Origin of the sequence: Bacillus altitudinis (assembly GCF_001191605.1) — a bacterium.
In the GTDB taxonomy this organism is placed as follows: Bacteria; Bacillota; Bacilli; order Bacillales; family Bacillaceae; genus Bacillus; species Bacillus altitudinis.
In genome coordinates this window covers 3,539,653-3,555,761 of sequence record NZ_CP009108.1, presented here as the reverse complement: position 1 = coordinate 3,555,761, position 16,109 = coordinate 3,539,653, and the positions used below count along the sequence as shown (strand labels likewise).

At 40.3% G+C, this 16,109-nt stretch carries 15 protein-coding genes; 10 read left to right on the top strand and 5 right to left on the bottom strand.

Annotation, left to right across the window (positions count from 1 at the left end):
• Nucleotides 1-27: 27 nt before the first annotated feature.
• Both brnQ (ID12_RS17920) and brnQ (ID12_RS17915) read right to left on the bottom strand, forming a co-directional pair.
• The gene (gene brnQ, locus ID12_RS17920) at nt 28-1,371 is read right to left on the bottom strand and encodes a branched-chain amino acid transport system II carrier protein (protein WP_050827562.1); all 1,344 of its coding nucleotides are present in this window, start codon (nt 1,369-1,371) and stop codon (nt 28-30) included.
• Nucleotides 1,372-1,585: 214 nt separating this feature from the next.
• A complete protein-coding gene (gene brnQ, locus ID12_RS17915) occupies nt 1,586-2,929 on the bottom strand; it encodes a branched-chain amino acid transport system II carrier protein (protein WP_050827560.1) in 1,344 nt (447 codons plus the stop codon).
• A gap of 202 nt (nt 2,930-3,131) precedes the next feature.
• On the opposite strand from brnQ (ID12_RS17915), the gene ID12_RS17910 reads away from it, so the two are divergent.
• The 6 genes from ID12_RS17910 (at nt 3,132) to ID12_RS19420 (ending at nt 8,758) form a co-directional block, all read left to right on the top strand.
• Complete coding sequence (locus ID12_RS17910) at nt 3,132-4,274, top strand: cysteine desulfurase family protein (protein ID WP_035391119.1); 1,143 nt, start codon at nt 3,132-3,134, stop codon at nt 4,272-4,274.
• Between the two features lie 4 nt (nt 4,275-4,278).
• Complete coding sequence (thiI, locus tag ID12_RS17905) at nt 4,279-5,484, top strand: tRNA uracil 4-sulfurtransferase ThiI (RefSeq protein ID WP_050827558.1); 1,206 nt, start codon at nt 4,279-4,281, stop codon at nt 5,482-5,484.
• A gap of 89 nt (nt 5,485-5,573) precedes the next feature.
• A complete protein-coding gene (locus tag ID12_RS17900) occupies nt 5,574-5,786 on the top strand; it encodes an alpha/beta-type small acid-soluble spore protein (RefSeq protein WP_003216385.1) in 213 nt (70 codons plus the stop codon).
• Between the two features lie 220 nt (nt 5,787-6,006).
• Nucleotides 6,007-7,587 (top strand): acyl-CoA synthetase MbcS, encoded by a 1,581-nt coding sequence (gene mbcS / locus ID12_RS17895; RefSeq protein WP_008343095.1) that lies wholly within the window; start codon nt 6,007-6,009, stop codon nt 7,585-7,587.
• 136 nt (nt 7,588-7,723) lie between these two features.
• Nucleotides 7,724-8,338 carry a LysE/ArgO family amino acid transporter gene (locus ID12_RS17890; protein ID WP_046526495.1) on the top strand — a complete coding sequence of 205 codons (615 nt, stop codon included), beginning with the start codon at nt 7,724-7,726 and terminating at the stop codon, nt 8,336-8,338.
• A 243-nt stretch (nt 8,339-8,581) separates the two neighbouring features.
• The gene (locus ID12_RS19420; protein WP_008343101.1) at nt 8,582-8,758 is read left to right on the top strand and encodes a hypothetical protein; all 177 of its coding nucleotides are present in this window, start codon (nt 8,582-8,584) and stop codon (nt 8,756-8,758) included.
• 52 nt (nt 8,759-8,810) lie between these two features.
• Here ID12_RS19420 and ID12_RS17880 read toward each other — a convergent pair whose 3' ends face one another.
• Nucleotides 8,811-9,242, bottom strand: a complete 432-nt coding sequence (locus ID12_RS17880) for a MarR family winged helix-turn-helix transcriptional regulator (protein ID WP_046526494.1) — start codon at nt 9,240-9,242, stop codon at nt 8,811-8,813.
• Between the two features lie 119 nt (nt 9,243-9,361).
• Here ID12_RS17880 and ID12_RS17875 point away from each other — a divergent pair, with 119 nt between their 5' ends.
• Both ID12_RS17875 and ID12_RS17870 read left to right on the top strand, forming a co-directional pair.
• The gene (locus ID12_RS17875) at nt 9,362-9,949 is read left to right on the top strand and encodes an NAD(P)H-dependent oxidoreductase (protein WP_017358293.1); all 588 of its coding nucleotides are present in this window, start codon (nt 9,362-9,364) and stop codon (nt 9,947-9,949) included.
• A 105-nt stretch (nt 9,950-10,054) separates the two neighbouring features.
• A complete protein-coding gene (locus tag ID12_RS17870) occupies nt 10,055-11,407 on the top strand; it encodes an amidohydrolase family protein (protein ID WP_039964107.1) in 1,353 nt (450 codons plus the stop codon).
• Nucleotides 11,408-11,446: 39 nt separating this feature from the next.
• Here ID12_RS17870 and ID12_RS17865 read toward each other — a convergent pair whose 3' ends face one another.
• Nucleotides 11,447-13,414 carry an ABC transporter permease gene (locus tag ID12_RS17865; protein WP_046344210.1) on the bottom strand — a complete coding sequence of 656 codons (1,968 nt, stop codon included), beginning with the start codon at nt 13,412-13,414 and terminating at the stop codon, nt 11,447-11,449.
• Nucleotides 13,404-14,165: an ABC transporter ATP-binding protein gene (locus tag ID12_RS17860; protein WP_017358290.1), complete on the bottom strand. Its 762-nt coding sequence runs from the start codon at nt 14,163-14,165 to the stop codon at nt 13,404-13,406. Before ID12_RS17860 ends, ID12_RS17865 begins: the two co-directional genes overlap by 11 nt.
• 298 nt (nt 14,166-14,463) lie before the next feature.
• Between ID12_RS17860 and ID12_RS17855 the strand changes: the two genes are divergently transcribed.
• Nucleotides 14,464-14,808, top strand: a complete 345-nt coding sequence (locus ID12_RS17855; protein WP_035391131.1) for a PadR family transcriptional regulator — start codon at nt 14,464-14,466, stop codon at nt 14,806-14,808.
• Nucleotides 14,799-16,043, top strand: a complete 1,245-nt coding sequence (locus tag ID12_RS17850) for an FtsW/RodA/SpoVE family cell cycle protein (RefSeq protein WP_050827556.1) — start codon at nt 14,799-14,801, stop codon at nt 16,041-16,043. The genes ID12_RS17855 and ID12_RS17850 overlap by 10 nt, the downstream gene beginning before the upstream one ends.
• Nucleotides 16,044-16,109 lie beyond the last annotated feature (66 nt).

The following is a 16,109-nucleotide window of genomic DNA, read 5'->3' as shown; positions in this document are numbered from 1 at the left end:
CATTTTAGGACTTCAGCTTTTTCCGTGTTATGAAGCTTGCTTTTGACGTTCTTCTGAAGCAGAAGAAGTGAAAAGAGAGATCACAAATCCAATCACGACTCCGAGTATGGCAGGCATAATCCAGCCAATGCCAAGGTCATATAGCGGCAAGATCGTTTGAAAGAGATCTTTCACAGGACCAATCGGCAGTTTCGCCGCTGCTAAGCCGTCAAACAGACTGACGCAGCCAGTTAAAATCAAAGTAAGGATATACACAGGTCTTCTATGACCAAGCCATTTGTCAGCAAGTGATAAAACAATAATCACAATCGCTAACGGGTAAATCGCAGTTAAAACAGGTACTGAAAAAGCGATAATATGAGCAAGTCCAAAATTTGAAATGATAAAACTGAATAATGTCACGAGTGTCACAACTGTTTTATAAGAAAGCTTAGGTAGTAATTTTGAGAAATACTCTCCGCACGATGTCACAAGACCGATACTTGTGGTTAAACAGGCAACCGTAATCGCCGCGCCTAACACAATATTACCTAAACTGCCAAAAAGAAATTGCGAAGACTGAGCCAAGATCTTACTGCCATCTCCAACAAAACCAATGGCGTGTGTACTTGAAGCGCCTAAATAAGCAAGTGATAGATAAACAAATGTTAATCCGCAAGCTGCAATTAGACCTGCTTTGATACAAGCAGATGTCAGCGCCTTTTTACTTGTCACGCCGCGTCCTTTAATGGCGTTGATGACAACAACCCCAAACACAATAGATGCAAGAGCGTCCATGGTTTTATAGCCTTCTAAAAACCCTTTGAAAAATGATCCATTGCTATAGGACACATCAGGTGTGCCAATGACGCCCATCGGTGTCAAAATGGCTTTGACGATAATAATCAAAATGATCGTAAATTTAATCGGTGTTAACACTTTCCCTACACGATCCACAATTTTCGTTGGATTGAGTGCAAGATAATACGTAATACCAAAAAAGGCCAGTGTAAATAAAAAAAGTGAGAGCCAAGCTGGTACACCAGCTAAAAAGGGTAGTGCACCAATTTCATATGAAACCGTTCCCGTACGAGGAATAGCGAAAAGTGGCCCGATAGATAAATATAAAATGACGGTAAACGCTGTTCCAAAAGCTGGGTGAGCTTTATCAGCTAATCCTTTTGCATCTCGACCTGTCAAAGCGATTGCAATAATCCCTAGAAGAGGTAAACCGACACCTGTTAATAAAAATCCGCCCATTGCTTTCCACACATTTTGCCCAGCATATTGCCCAAGCTCTGGTGGATAAATCATATTACCGGCGCCGAAGAATAGAGCAAACAGCATAAAACCTATGATAACCGTATCTTTCGTCGACAAAGTTGCCTTCATTGCATTTAAAGCCTCCATTATTATGTTGAAATATTCTGTTAATTAGTTGCTAGGTAACCGTTCATCATTAACAATCATTAATTATAAAGGATGTACGCCTGATGTCAACATGTGTTTTCGTACAAAAGTCATGAATTTTTCTATTTTAGTATATGAAGAACAATAAAAAAACATCCCCTTCTTCTTTGGAAGGGGATGTTTTGATTTGCGATGATTATGAGGCAAGTTGCTTTGGTGGGCTGGTAAACATGGAAATAAGTACACCAATCACAGCACCGATAATAGCTGGTATGATCCAGCCAATGCCTAAATCGTAAAACGGAACAATTGATTTCAAGATGCCAGGCAATCCGCCTAGATTCACTTCGGCAGCTAATAATCCATCAATAATGGCAAAGAAACCAGTAAAGATGAGAGAAGTAATATAAATGATTCTTCTGCCGTTAATCCAGCGGTCAAGGAACGATAATAAAATAATGACAATGGCCAGTGGATAGATCGCTACGAGTACAGGCACCGACAGAGAAATGATTTGTGCCAGTCCGAGGTTTGCAACGAATGTGCTAAATAAAGAAACAATGAGAACGACGGTACGATAAGAAAGCGCTGGGAAAAGCTTTGAAAAATATTCCCCGCATGACGAGACAAGTCCAACACTTGTTGTGAGACAAGCGAATAAAATGGCTGCGCCAAGAACAATGTTACCAGCAGAACCGAATAAAAAGTTTGCAGAAAGTGAAAGTAGTTTTCCTCCTTCATTTGCTCCGACCATTCCAGTTGCATCAGGGCTTGAAGCACCAACATAAGCAAGTGAAATATACACGAGTGCTAGTCCCACTGCTGCAACAAGACCAGCTTTTATACAAGCCGATGCAAGTGATTTTCGTTCTGTGATCCCTCTATCTTTCACAGCTGTTACGACCACGATTCCAAAAACGATAGAAGCAAGAGCATCCATTGTTTTATAACCTTCTAAAAACCCAGTAAAGAGAGGGTTTGCTTTATATGTCGCATCAGGCGCACCGATCATTCCCATCGGTGTAGCAATGGCTTTAAACACAATAATGGCAATAACTGCTAATAAGATTGGTGTCAGCACTTTACCAATTCGATCAACCAGCTTTGAAGGGTTTAAAGCAAGAAGATACGTAATGGTGAAAAACACCAGAGTAAAGATGAATAATGGAATCCATGATTCAGCCTGTCCTTCAGAAAGAAATGGAGCTAATCCAATTTCATAAGAAACGGTACCTGTTCGCGGAATGGCGAAAAATGGCCCAATGGATAAATACAGAATAACGGTGAAGATGGTCCCGAATTTAGGGTGAGCTTTATCCGCAAGACCTTTGGCTCCGGTACCTGTAAGGGCGACAGCAATAACCCCTAATAGCGGAAGACCTACGCCTGTAAGTAGGAATCCGCCGATGGCAAGCCATACGTTTTCACCAGCATATTGTCCAAGAACAGGCGGGAAAATCATATTTCCTGCGCCAAAGAATAATGCAAAAAGCATTAGTCCAATAGCCAATGTCTCTTTTATACTTAAACTATTTTTCAAAATAGTCCCTCCTCAATCAGTGTATTGTGTCAAATTTAAATATTCTGACAATTTAGGTGTTTATATGACAATTGCACTATGGATGATATAGTGAAAATGAAAAGTTGTCAACTGCCATTTTCAGAAAATTCTCTGTCTGACTTCATTATGGTAACATATAAATGCATTTATTTTTTAAGTTTTTTTGTAAGGAGTTTAAGATATGATTTATCTTGATAATAGTGCCACAACAAAGCCTTATCCAGTGGTTTTACAAGTGCATCAGCAAGTGAGTGAGCGTTTTTTTGGGAATCCGTCTTCGCTGCATCAACTTGGAATTGATGCGAGCCGTCTATTAAGTGAAACGCGAAAACAAATCCTTCACTATACAGGCTTTACACAATATGAGATTATTTTTACTTCAGGTGCAACAGAAGCAAATAACATTGCCATCAAAGGGGCTGCTCTTGCCAAGATGAACCGAGGCAGACATATTGTCACAACAGCGATTGAGCATCCATCTGTCATCGAATCGTTTGAACAGCTGAAAACATTATTTGGCTTTGATATTTCCTATATTCAAGTAAATGAGCATGGCCGTGCAGATATGACGCATTTAAAAGAAGTGCTTCGCCCTGATACAGTGCTTGTCAGTCTCATGCATGTAAACAATGAAACAGGCGCGATTCAGCCGATAGAGGAAGCGGCCAGCATCATTCGGAAGTATGCCAAAGAGGCGATTTTTCATGTCGACGGCGTACAAGGAATTGGCAAGGTTCCGCTGCCTAAAGAGATGGATATTGATCTTTTAACGATGTCAGGCCACAAGATTCACGGCTTGAAGGGAACAGGTGCCCTCTTTTTAAAGAAAGAGATCGTGCTTGCGCCTTTTATCACAGGAGGAGAGCAGGAACTTGGCCTTCGCTCAGGGACTGAGAACCCTGCTGGAGCTGTCAGCTTAGCAAAAGCCATAAAGCAATCATTTGAACATTTAAACAAGCATCATGATGAGATGATCGCTTTAAAAACAGAGCTAGAGCAGCAGCTTGCAAAGATAGAAGGCGTCGTCATAAACACACCGCTGACGCATAGCGCACCGCACATTGTGAATTTTTCAGTGCCAGGTATTCAAATTGAAGTCCTTCTGCATATGCTCGAAAAAGAAGGCATTTACGTTTCGACAACGTCTGCTTGTTCTGCTAAGAAAAAGGAACCAAGCCGTGTCCTGCTGGCGATGGGAAAATCAGAAGAAGCAGCCAAAAGCAGCATGAGAATCAGTTTGACATATGGGCAAGGACCAGAGCTAGCGCCACAAATCATCACATCGATCGCACAAAGTGTGAAAAAATTAAAAGGAATGAGATAACAACATGAAGTATGACCATATTTTAGTCCGTTTTGGTGAGATTTCAACAAAAGGGAAAAATAGAAAGAAATTTATCGAAAAACTAAGACAGCATATCCGGTTTGTATTGAAAGAATTTGAAGCATTAAAGTATGCATCTGATAGAGACCGCATTACGATCATGCTAAACGGAGAAGACCCTGAACCGATTTCAGAACAGCTTAAAGGTGTATTTGGCATTCAAAGCTTTAGCCTGGCTGTAAAATGTGAGACAAATCTTGATGCCATCAAAGAAGCGGCACTCTCAGCGGTTCAGGAAGTGTATGAACAAGGAAATACATTTAAGGTCTCAACGAAACGCTCTTATAAACAATTTGAGCTTGATTCAAATGAAATGAACCGAGAAATTGGTGGACATGTTCTAAGGAATACAGACAACTTAACCGTTAATGTGAAACAGCCAGATGTTCACTTGCGAATTGAAATAAGAGAACACGCGTCGTACATTACATTTAAAGATGTAAAAGGTGCAGGCGGACTACCAGTTGGTTCAAGCGGAAGAGCGATGCTGATGCTCTCTGGCGGCTTTGACAGCCCAGTGGCCGGCTATCAGGCAATGAAACGAGGCATTCAAATTGAAGCTGTTCATTTCTTTAGCCCACCTTATACAAGTGAACGTGCCAAGCAAAAGGTCATTGATCTAGCGGAATGCTTAGCTGCTTATGGAGGCGAAGTCAAGCTTCACATCGTTCCTTTTACGAAAATCCAAGAGCTCATTCACAAACAAGTACCAGAAAACTATACGATGACTTCAACGAGAAGAATGATGCTCAAAATTGCAGATAAAATAAGAGCCAAGCGTGATGCGCTTGCCATTATTACAGGTGAAAGCCTTGGTCAAGTGGCAAGTCAGACACTTGAAAGCATGTATGCCATTAATCATGTCACAAACACACCAATCATTCGCCCGCTGATTGCCGTGGATAAGAATGACATTATCGAAGAAGCAAGACGAATTGGTACATATGAGACAAGCATTCAGCCATTTGAGGATTGCTGCACGATCTTTACGCCGCCATCTCCAAAAACAAAACCAAAGCTTGAAAAGGTAGAACGCTACGAAAGCTTTGCTGAATTCGAGCCAATGCTTGACGAGGCAGTGGAGCAGATCGAAACAATCGTCGTCACAAATGAAAAGAAAGCAGCTGACAAATTCGCTGATTTATTCTAAATAAAAAATTTCATAATAATTACCATAAAATCAATCGCATGAAGTCATGTGTTTCTACACATTCTATATTCACAAGGAGGTGAGAACACATGGCTCAACAAAACAGACAAAGCAGTTCTAATCAATTAGTCGTTCCAGGCGCTGCACAAGCGATCGACCAAATGAAGTACGAAATCGCTTCAGAATTTGGCGTAAACCTTGGACCAGAAACAACAGCTCGCGCTAACGGATCAGTTGGTGGAGAAATCACTAAGCGTCTTGTATCTTACGCTCAACAACATATGGGTGGCGGATCTTTCTAAGACACACAATTAAAAAGCTATGGCTTATGAGCGGGTTTATTCCCGCTCTTTTTTTGTACATAAATTGTTAGAATATTTTTAAAAAAGAAGACGAAATGAAAAAATTATGGCATAATACTAGGAGTAGGTCCTAATTCAAGCATTTTTCAGTTATGAGTGTTAGAATAGGTAAATTGAAACATGATTCGTTTCATAGAAAGAGGCTAAAAGGAGCTGTACCATGAAAAGAGAAGACTTAATTGCACCAGAACAATATAACTTAGTCAGTGAGATTGAAGCGTTCAGTCATGACCAGGAGAAAATCGCCCTGCACTGGCAGGACGGGAATGGCCATGAAGCGCATGTGACATATGCAGCATTAGTAGAAGAGGCGAATAAAATTGGTCATGTTCTATTAAATGCAGGCTTTAAAAAAGGCGATAAAATCATTGTGATGGTGCCTCGTATGCTAGAGGCATACAGCATTTATTTAGCCATTTTAAAAACAGGAATGGTTGTAATTCCTTGTTCAGAAATGCTTCGCGCTAAAGATATAGATTACCGAATTGAGCATGCAGAAGCAAAAGGAGCGATTGTTTACGCATCATTCATTCAATCGTTTGAAGGAACCAACCAGCCAAAAGATTTCAAAACATTCTCGATTGGTGAGAATGATCATGGCTGGACAAACATTGTTGCGCAAAAGGAAGAGCAGTCAAGCGAGTTGAAATTGGCAGACACAACACGTACGGACATGGCGTTTCTATCTTATACATCAGGCACAACAGGTAACCCAAAAGGGGTTGTTCATACACACGGCTGGGCGTATGCACATTTACGTACTGCGGCCAAAGCATGGCTCTCCATTAATGAAGGGGATAAAGTATGGGCAACAGCAGGACCAGGCTGGCAAAAATGGGTGTGGAGTCCTCTCTTATCTGTTTTAGGAAGTGGAGCAGAAGGTTTTGTTTATGGAGGAAAGTTTAATCCGGATACGTACTTAGAGCTGCTTCAAAAAAATGAAATCAATGTTTTATGTTGTACACCAACGGAATATCGGTTTATGGCAAAAGTAGATGACCTCAGTCAGTACGAGCTGCCGAAATTGCATAGTGCTGTTTCTGCGGGAGAGCCGCTTAACCGTGAAGTTATCGATACGTTCAAAAAACATTTCGATATCGAAGTGCGAGATGGTTACGGGCAAACAGAAAGCACGCTGCTAGTCGGGGTGCTGAAAGGAATGGACATCAAGCCAGGTAGCATGGGCAAACCAACACCTGGCAATGAAGTAGAGATCATTGATGAGAATGGCCAGATCTGTGCTCCAGGAGAAATAGGTGACATTGCCGTTCATCTTGAAACGCCGGCTTTATTCAAGGAATACTATAAAGATGCAGAGCGTACAAAGGCGCAGCGCCGCGGGGATTACTTTATCACCGGTGACCGTGCGAAAAAAGATGAAGACGGGTATTTTTGGTTTGAAAGCCGCAGGGATGACATCATTGTCAGCTCAGGTTATACAATTGGTCCATTTGAAGTTGAAGATGCACTGATTAAACACCCAGCAGTGAAAGAATGTGCGGTCGTGGCAAGTCCAGATGAAATCAGAGGATCAATCGTGAAAGCATACGTCGTCCTGCGTGATGCATCTACACAAAGCGATGAGCTGATTAAAGAACTGCAAACACACGTGAAAAATACAACAGCACCGTACAAATATCCAAGAGAAATCGAATTCATTGACGAGCTACCAAAAACTCCGTCAGCGAAAATTCGACGTGTCGAGCTGAGAGAAAGAGAGCTTGCACGAAAATCATCATAACAGTAGAAACAATAAGCGTCTGGATGGAAAATCATCCAGCGCTTTTTTTATTGGACAAATCAAATATGTAAAATTCGTTCATGATGTTTTATGTTAAAATGTGTAAGGATGACTTGAAAAGGAGAATGTTCTGAAAATGTCGATTGCGATAATTCATGGGATTGTGCTTGCTTTTGGTCTTATTTTACCTTTGGGCGCACAAAATGTATTTGTATTTCAGCAAGGAGCCCTTCAGCCTCGATTATATCGCGTACTGCCTGTGGTCATTACAGCTGCTCTCTGCGACACACTTTTAATTACTTTAGCTGTCATTGGGGTTTCGGTTGTTGTACTCACCATTCCTATCTTGCAAATGGGTCTTTTTATCATTGGATTTTTCTTTTTACTTTATATGGGGTGGTCAGTTTGGAACACGAGCTCTGCATCAGGTAATCAAGAAAAGATGGACCTGATGCCCGTGAGAAAACAAATCATATTTGCCTGTTCCGTTTCACTTTTAAATCCTCACGCGATTCTCGATACAATAGGAGTGATAGGAACGAACTCTCTTCAATATCATGGGGCGGAAAAATTGGCATTTACCGCAGCCTGTATCATTGTCTCGTGGTTATGGTTTATGGGTCTTGCCCTTCTCGGGAAAATGTTAGGAAAGCTAGATACAAACGGCAAGTGGATGAACCGGATCAATAAAGCCTCTGCGGTCATGATCTGGCTGGTTGCATTATATATCGCCTATCAGCTTATTGGATAAAGGATACATAGAGCAAAAGAGACGTGATGCATGAAAATGAGAGCTGAACATGTCATGGGAAAAAGCGTTGGATGGAAAACATCTGGCGCTTTTTTGTTGTCTACTGTCTCGGGGCAAGCATCAGTTACACCCCGTTCATTTTTATCAGACATGCTGATGATTCAATTACCTGGAGAAAATGATCAAAATAGGATCTATGCTACACTATAATAAATGTATTTTATTGGATGTGGAGGTTTTCAAATGGCTCATAAAGAACAGCGTAAAGGGGCAGTGCTTGCTGTCTTTGATACATTGACGTTTGGTGTACCAGTTTTGCTGTGGAATTTATATAAGAATACGAATAAAACATTGAAGCTGATGATCCCGATTATTCCAATAGTAGGTTTCATCACGTATCTTTTAGCATCTCTTCACTAACGTTTTCTAAAATGATCTGCATGAGCGATACGCTCATGCTTTTTTCATTCGATCATTTTTTGAAGATGGTTTGATTTAATAGACGGAGAGCTTGTACGATATCATCCATTTGATTTTGGTCAGAGGAAGAAAGGCTGTCCATGAGCATGGATTCAATTTGTTGAAATGCTTTGTCCATACACGCACGGCCTTTTTTAGACAGCATAATGACATGTTTTCGCTTGTCATCTTTATCTTCTTGTCTATCAATGAATTGTTTTTCGTGAAGCTTTTTCAATTCTCTGCTGACATTCGGAAGAGACATGTGCTGACAATCGGCGATTTCGCTAGGTGTTAGCTGCTCACTGACGGCTAACTGCTCCAGAATCAAATATTGTAGAGTGGTTAGATCAGATGGTTTGACCTTGCTCATCATAGCATGTTTCAGCTCAGAAAAAGTAGAAGCAAATGTGACAAACTCTTTGAAAAAATGTGGGTTTTTCATCCTGTTTCACCTCCTACGTACCATACCAAATTTATTATCAAAAAACAATTATCATTTGACAACTAAAAAAGATAGGTGTATGCTTTTTGTTATCAAATGATAACTAAAGGAGATAAGCCATGAATGTACTCATTATTTATACTCACCCTCATCACAATAGTTTAAATGGTGCTTTTTTTAAAGAAATCCTAAAGGGCAGTGAAGAAAATCCAAACGTTCAAGAAGTGAGAATCATAGATTTATACCAAGACAAATTTGATCCTGTACTTATTTTTAATGAAGAGAAAAAAAGACGTGATATGCATAAGGACCCTGAGATTCAAGAATATCAAGAGAAAATCAAATGGGCAGACAACATCGTGTTTGTTTATCCGATTTGGTGGGGTAGGCCGCCAGCTATGTTGCTTGGTTTTATTGATCGCATGTTTGCAGCGAATTTTGCTTACCGTCAAACTGGCGGTCTGCTTCCAGAAGGCTTGTTAAAAGGAAAGAGGGCTGTATGTGTATCGACAATGCAAGGACCGACCCACTACCCTTTCTTCTTTTTGCAGAATGCCCACAAGGTGTTAATGAAACGAGCTCTTTTACAATATGTCGGGATTAAACCGGTGAAGTTCTTTGAATTTGGCATGATGGAAAGTCCAAAAGGGAAGCATGACGTGAAATTAAAACGGATATACAACTATTTTCGGAATATCAGCTCATAAAACCACATTCCTTGAGTCACTTTTCTTCTAATTTGAACCTGTTATGTCTTAAAATGACAGAGAGGGTGAGTGACTCATTCTCTTTATCTGAAAAGGGGGATATGGATGAAGAAAACATTGTTTAAAGATGCGGCTCTTATCACACTTGATCCATCTTTAGGTTTTCTGGAGAAGGGAGATCTATTAATTGAAGGGGCACATATTGTAGAAGTCGGACCTTCGATTGAAGCAAGCGGTGCTGATGTTGTGGATGCGTCTGACATGGTCATCATGCCAGGGCTTGTGGATACCCATCGTCATGTGTGGCAGTCTGTCATACGGGGGATCGGAACAGATTGGTCTTTGCAAACGTATTTGAGCAAAATTTATTATGGCAACTATGGGGCGATGAGACGTCCATCAGATGATCGAATTGCTAATTATTTAGGCGCATTAGAGGCATTAGATGCAGGAGTGACCACGTTTTTCGACTGGACGATGATCAATTCTATGGATCATACAGAAGAACTCATTGGAGGTTTAAAAGATGCGGGTATTCGAGCGGTCTTTGGTTTTGGTACCTCTGGAGATGCAGCGTATTGGGACAGAGAGAGTACGCTCACGAATATGGAAGACGCAGCCCGCGTGAAACAAAAACATTTTCAATCATCGGATCAGCTGTTGACGATGGGACTTGCCATTCGTGGACCTGAATTTTCTTCATGGGAGACGACCGTTTTTGAAATTGAAACAGCGAGATCACTAGATGCATTATGCAGTATGCACATTGGCTTTGGAAATTGGGGAGCAGCGGATCGATCGATTGAGCGGCTTCATCAAGCAGGGCTGCTCGGGCCTGATTTGAATATGGTGCATATCAATGCAATTGATGCAGATCAAATGAAGATGTTAGCTGACAGCGGAAGCTCCATCTCGATTACACCTGAGATTGAAATGATGATGGGACACGGATATCCTGTCACAGGGCTCGCCATTGAAAATGGCGTTCTGCCAACGCTTGGTGTAGATGTGGTGACAGCGACAGGCGGAGATTTATTTACCCAAATGAAATTCGGACTACAGGCGGAGCGGGCGATTCAAAATCAATCTTTATTGATGGAAGGGACGATGCCAGGGCCTGAACTTGGATTGTCTGCACAGCAAATGCTTGAAGCAGCCACAATAAACGGGGCTCGTGCCTTGAAGCTTGATGACAAAATCGGCTCGCTCACACCTAGAAAAGAAGCTGATTTTATCTTGATCGATCGGACAAGCATGAATCTTCTTCCGATGACAGATCCAGCTGGGGCAGTTGTGCAAACGGCACACCCTTCAAATGTTGATTCTGTCTATGTGGCTGGAAAAGCAGTGAAACAAAATGGGAAGCTAGTTGGAGTGAACTTAGAAGAGATCAAACAAAAAGCTTATGCGGCAAGAGATCATATTTTATCGCACAAGTTTGAATCAACGCCATCATAAACAAACAATCCCCATAGGCAGCTGCCTATGGGGATGAGATTACAAGGATTCTTTAATGACTTTTTTGTAATACTGGACAGATAGGAATCCGAAGATAGAATATAGCACCGTATAAATCGACATGACGATGAGCATTGGTGTCCACAGTTCACCGCCGAAGAAAAACCAGCCTGACTGTACTGCAAAGTAGCTGTGAAGCAACCCGACAACGAGCGGAATTCCAAAGTTAAATAGCTGTTTGAGCCGAATACCTTTTAATAGATCTTTCTCAGTAAAACCAAGCTTACGCAAGATCGTGTAAGAGCTTTGTTCTTCTTCACTTTCATTCATCTGCTTAAAGTATAAAATACAGCCTGATGTGACAAGGAAGCTGAGACCTAAAAATCCGACTATAAACATCATCAGTCCTATTGTTTGCTTTTGCTGCTGAGCTGAAGCCAATTGAGACATGCTGTTTTCACCTAGTTTTAAAGAGTTAAACACGTTATTTGCTTTTTCAAGATTTTTTTTATCTTTTATATTGACTGCGATATATAGACTATTCTCAAATTGCAGATATTTCTGTTGGTCTAGCTGTAGCTTAGGATCCTTCTGTTGGTCTAGCTGCTCAAAAACATCTTGACTCACGACGGCAACAGGCAGACCGCCAAAAGTGAAGTTATAGGAAATGAGATAATCTTTTTTCAAATCCAAGACTTTCAAATCGAGCGGTTTCTTGATGAGAAGCTTCACATCGCCTGAGCTTTTAATCGGCATGAATTTCTTTAATAGATCACTGTAGCCGCTTAAAATCACTTCGTTGTTCCCCACATGAATATTTGGTGCGTTTTTCTCACTAATCACAGGCAGTGTCAGTATGCCGGGTTCATTATTCATATTTTTTAACTCTGCATCCATATCCATGAGTTTTTTTGCATCAAATTTTGCTCGAATCACTTTGACCTGCTTTAGATCATAAGCAATATGTTTGTCAGAAAGTGCACGAGTAAAGGTGTTGGCTTCTTTCTCAGATCCCATGACGAAATGTGAAGGGATCTGTTGTTCAGCGGTTTTTTCTGCTGAGTAATAGGAAATGTAGCTTAAAGATAACAACCCGATGGCAAGCGCAGATACCGTTGTAATAATCGTTAAAAGCAGTGCGTTTGATTTTAACCGGAACATAATAGATGACAGAGACAGGACTTCATGAATGGCGAGATAGCCATTTTTTCGTTTGCGTACGATATTGGCAATGAACGAAACAGAGCCTTTATAGAAAAGAAAGGTACCGATAATGACAGAGGCTAGAATATAAATCATCGCTAAAAGTAACGCAAGCATGGACGTATATGTGCCGGTAAAAAGCTTAGAAGAAATATAATAGCCTGAGCTGATGAATGCAATGCCTAGAACCCCAATGATGATTTCAAACACAGAGATTTTTTTCACACGCTGTTCTGTAGAAGACGTGGTTCTAAATAAAGATAAAATCGTCTGTCTATTAATAAACCATCGATTTCTTAACATAATTAATCCATAGATGACGAAAAAGACGATCAGTGTCTGCAAAAGGGCCATGCCTGAAAAATGCAGGTTGGCGATGGCGTTCACGCCGGTTACTTTAAATAGCACCATCAGCATGAGTTTTGAACCGATAAATCCAGCTATGATACCAATAGCCATGGAGACCACATATAGGATAAAGTTTTCTGCATTGAGTAGTTTGGAAATTTTTTGTTTCGTCATGCCAATGAGCTGCAGGAGACCTATTTCTCTCCCTCTTCGTTTAATAAAAATGCTGTTCGCATATAACAGGAAGATTCCAACAATGGCAATGAGTAGTACTGAAGCGGCTTTAATCGACGCACCGCCCTTAATGGACCCCTTTACATCATCAAGTGCTGGTGAGTACTGCAAGGTGACAAAAGAAAAGTAGAGCGCCACACTAAATACAAGTGCAAACACGTATAAATAGTAATTTTTTAAGTTTTTCTTCAGATTGCGGAAGACGAGCTGATTAATGTTCATGCTTCACACCGCCTAAAACACCTTGCGTTTTCATAATATCCTCGAAAAACATCTTTCTCTCTAGAGCGCCTTTATTCAATTGTGTATAGATCTGTCCATCTTTGATAAAAATCACTCGTCTTGAATAACTGGCTGCAACAGGGTCATGCGTCACCATGACAATGGTTGCTTTGCGCTTGTGATTGAATTCTTGCAGCTTGTTCAGTAAGTCAGAAGCAGATTTGGAATCAAGTGCTCCAGTTGGTTCATCAGCAAAAATGAGGCTTGGTTCATGAATAAAGGCACGTACTGCAGATGTCCGTTGCTTTTGTCCACCAGACAGTTCATTTGGATATTTGTCTCTTAGTTCATAAATCCCCATATCCTCTGCAAGCTGTTGAAAGCGTTCAAAAGCTTCTTTTTTAGGCGTTTTGGAGATGGATAATGGCAAGAGGATGTTCTCTTTAACCGTGAGTGTATCAAGTAAGTTGTAATCCTGAAAAACAAAGCCAAGCTGTTTCTTTCTAAATTCAGCGAGCTGCTGATCTTTCATTTGCGTCATATCTGCATCTGCGATCCGAATCGATCCGCTGGACACATGATCAATCGATGACAATACGTTCAAAAGGGTCGTTTTCCCCGAGCCTGATGGCCCCATGATGCTGACAAATTCTCCAGCTTCTATCGTCAAATCAATGCCTTTCAGCACCTCTTGTTTATTGAATTTATTTCCATAGCTTTTATATAACTTGCGAGCTTCTAAAATGTTCATCTGTCGAACCCCTTTTTTATTTAATTGATATCTCTAGTATAAAAAGAAGCCGATCAGACTTCCTGCGATTTGGCGAACAAAACAGACGAGCATGTGACATTGTTGTCACATGCTTGTTTGATATGTCAAAGCCTTATGTAGAATTCAGATTGTTATTCAATTATTTTATCTGTTTTTCGCTATGATGTATCAAATTTCTTGTTTTTTTCTGATGAACCTTTACAGAGTATTTGATTTCATGTAAGATATGCATATCAAATATATGCATAGTAAATCTATGTATTAGAGGTGACGATGGATGAAAGTGAGTAAAGAGCTTCTAAAGGGGAGTACAGCTACCCTTATTTTAAGCTTGTTAAATGAAAAGCCGATGTATGGATATGAAATGATTAAGGAATTGGAGTCGAAATCCGAAGGGATTTTTAGCTTTAAAGAGGGGACGATATATCCTATTTTGCACACTTTGGAGGGGAAAGGATTCATTGTGTCTTACTGGGGTGAAGGGAATGGCAATCGAAAAAGGAAGTATTATCGGATTAATGAACAGGGCAAAGCGTTTATGAAGGAAAAGAAAGAAGAATGGACTGTGTTTAAAGATGCAGTAGATGGCGTTTTGAACGGGGAGAAAGTCGTATGGGACTAGAGAAAAAGTTTGAACAATATATCAAAAATGTGTGTAAACGAATCAAAAATAAAGACGTACATGCAAGTATAAAGCTTGAGCTTCGTGATCATTTATACACGCTGAAAGAGGAAGCGGTCAGTGCGGGCATGTCAGAAGAAGAGGCGGTAGATCAAGCGCTCGATCAAATTGGAGATGCAGCCATACTCGGAATGCAGCTTCATGAAACACACAAAACTCAAGTTGACTTTAAAACGATACTTCTTGTATTAGCTACTTGTTTATTTGGGCTGTTTGTAATGTATTATTTTCAGTTTCATTCTCATTTACTTCATTTTCAAGACACGAATATCTTTTATAAAAGTCTCATTTACTATGTATTTGGTCTTGCGTTGATGCTTGGACTGTTTGCTTTTGATTATCGGCGCTTTTTACCCTATTCATGGCATTTATACATAGGAACGATTGGAATGCTGATTCTTACAATGATGATTGGGACAAGAGTGAACGGTATTCTCTTTTTAAGCTTAAATAATGGATCGATCAATCTGACTGAAATTTTTCCATTTCTGATGATTATTTCGTTAGCTGGCATTTATCAATCTTGGAATTGGAAGAATGGTTTCAAGTCCTGGCTAGGGTTAGCGATTGTCACTTTACCCATTATTTTATTACATATAGTCGGATCTCTTTCTGCAACCATCACCTTTATGGTCATATGCATAACGATGATGTATGTATCTCATGCAAGAATGAGACAGCTTATTCCGTTTACAGCAGCAGGTATTGTCTATCTCATTGTTCAATTATTTTCTCTGTATCAAGCTGATATGGCCCACTTTTACCAATACTCACTTCATGAATTTAGCTCAAATGGTTTTCAAATAAATCCGTACGCATTGTATGATGTTCACACTGATTGGATGTTGACGTATATCATTTATTCATTCGGATGGTTTGCAGGATTGGCCGTTCTTATGTTGTTTGTGACTTTGATTTATAGAGTAGTTCATACAGCGAAACGAGTTCAATTTGCTTATGGCAAAATGTTAATGATTGGTTTGGCAACCACATTTGCAGCAAAATTTATCTTAAGTATTTTCACAAACTTTGGATTATTGCCTATATCAGGAGTTTCCATGCCTTTTATGAGCTATGGGGGATCTCATATTCTTCTAGAAATGATGTCAGTCGGGCTACTAATGAGTATTTATAGAAGGAAACAGCTAGGAGAAATATGCCGTGAAGTAGCGTGATATGGCTGTATAAAATCACCCAATCTCTTCAATGCATCGTTGGATGAAGAGATTGGGTTTCTTGAA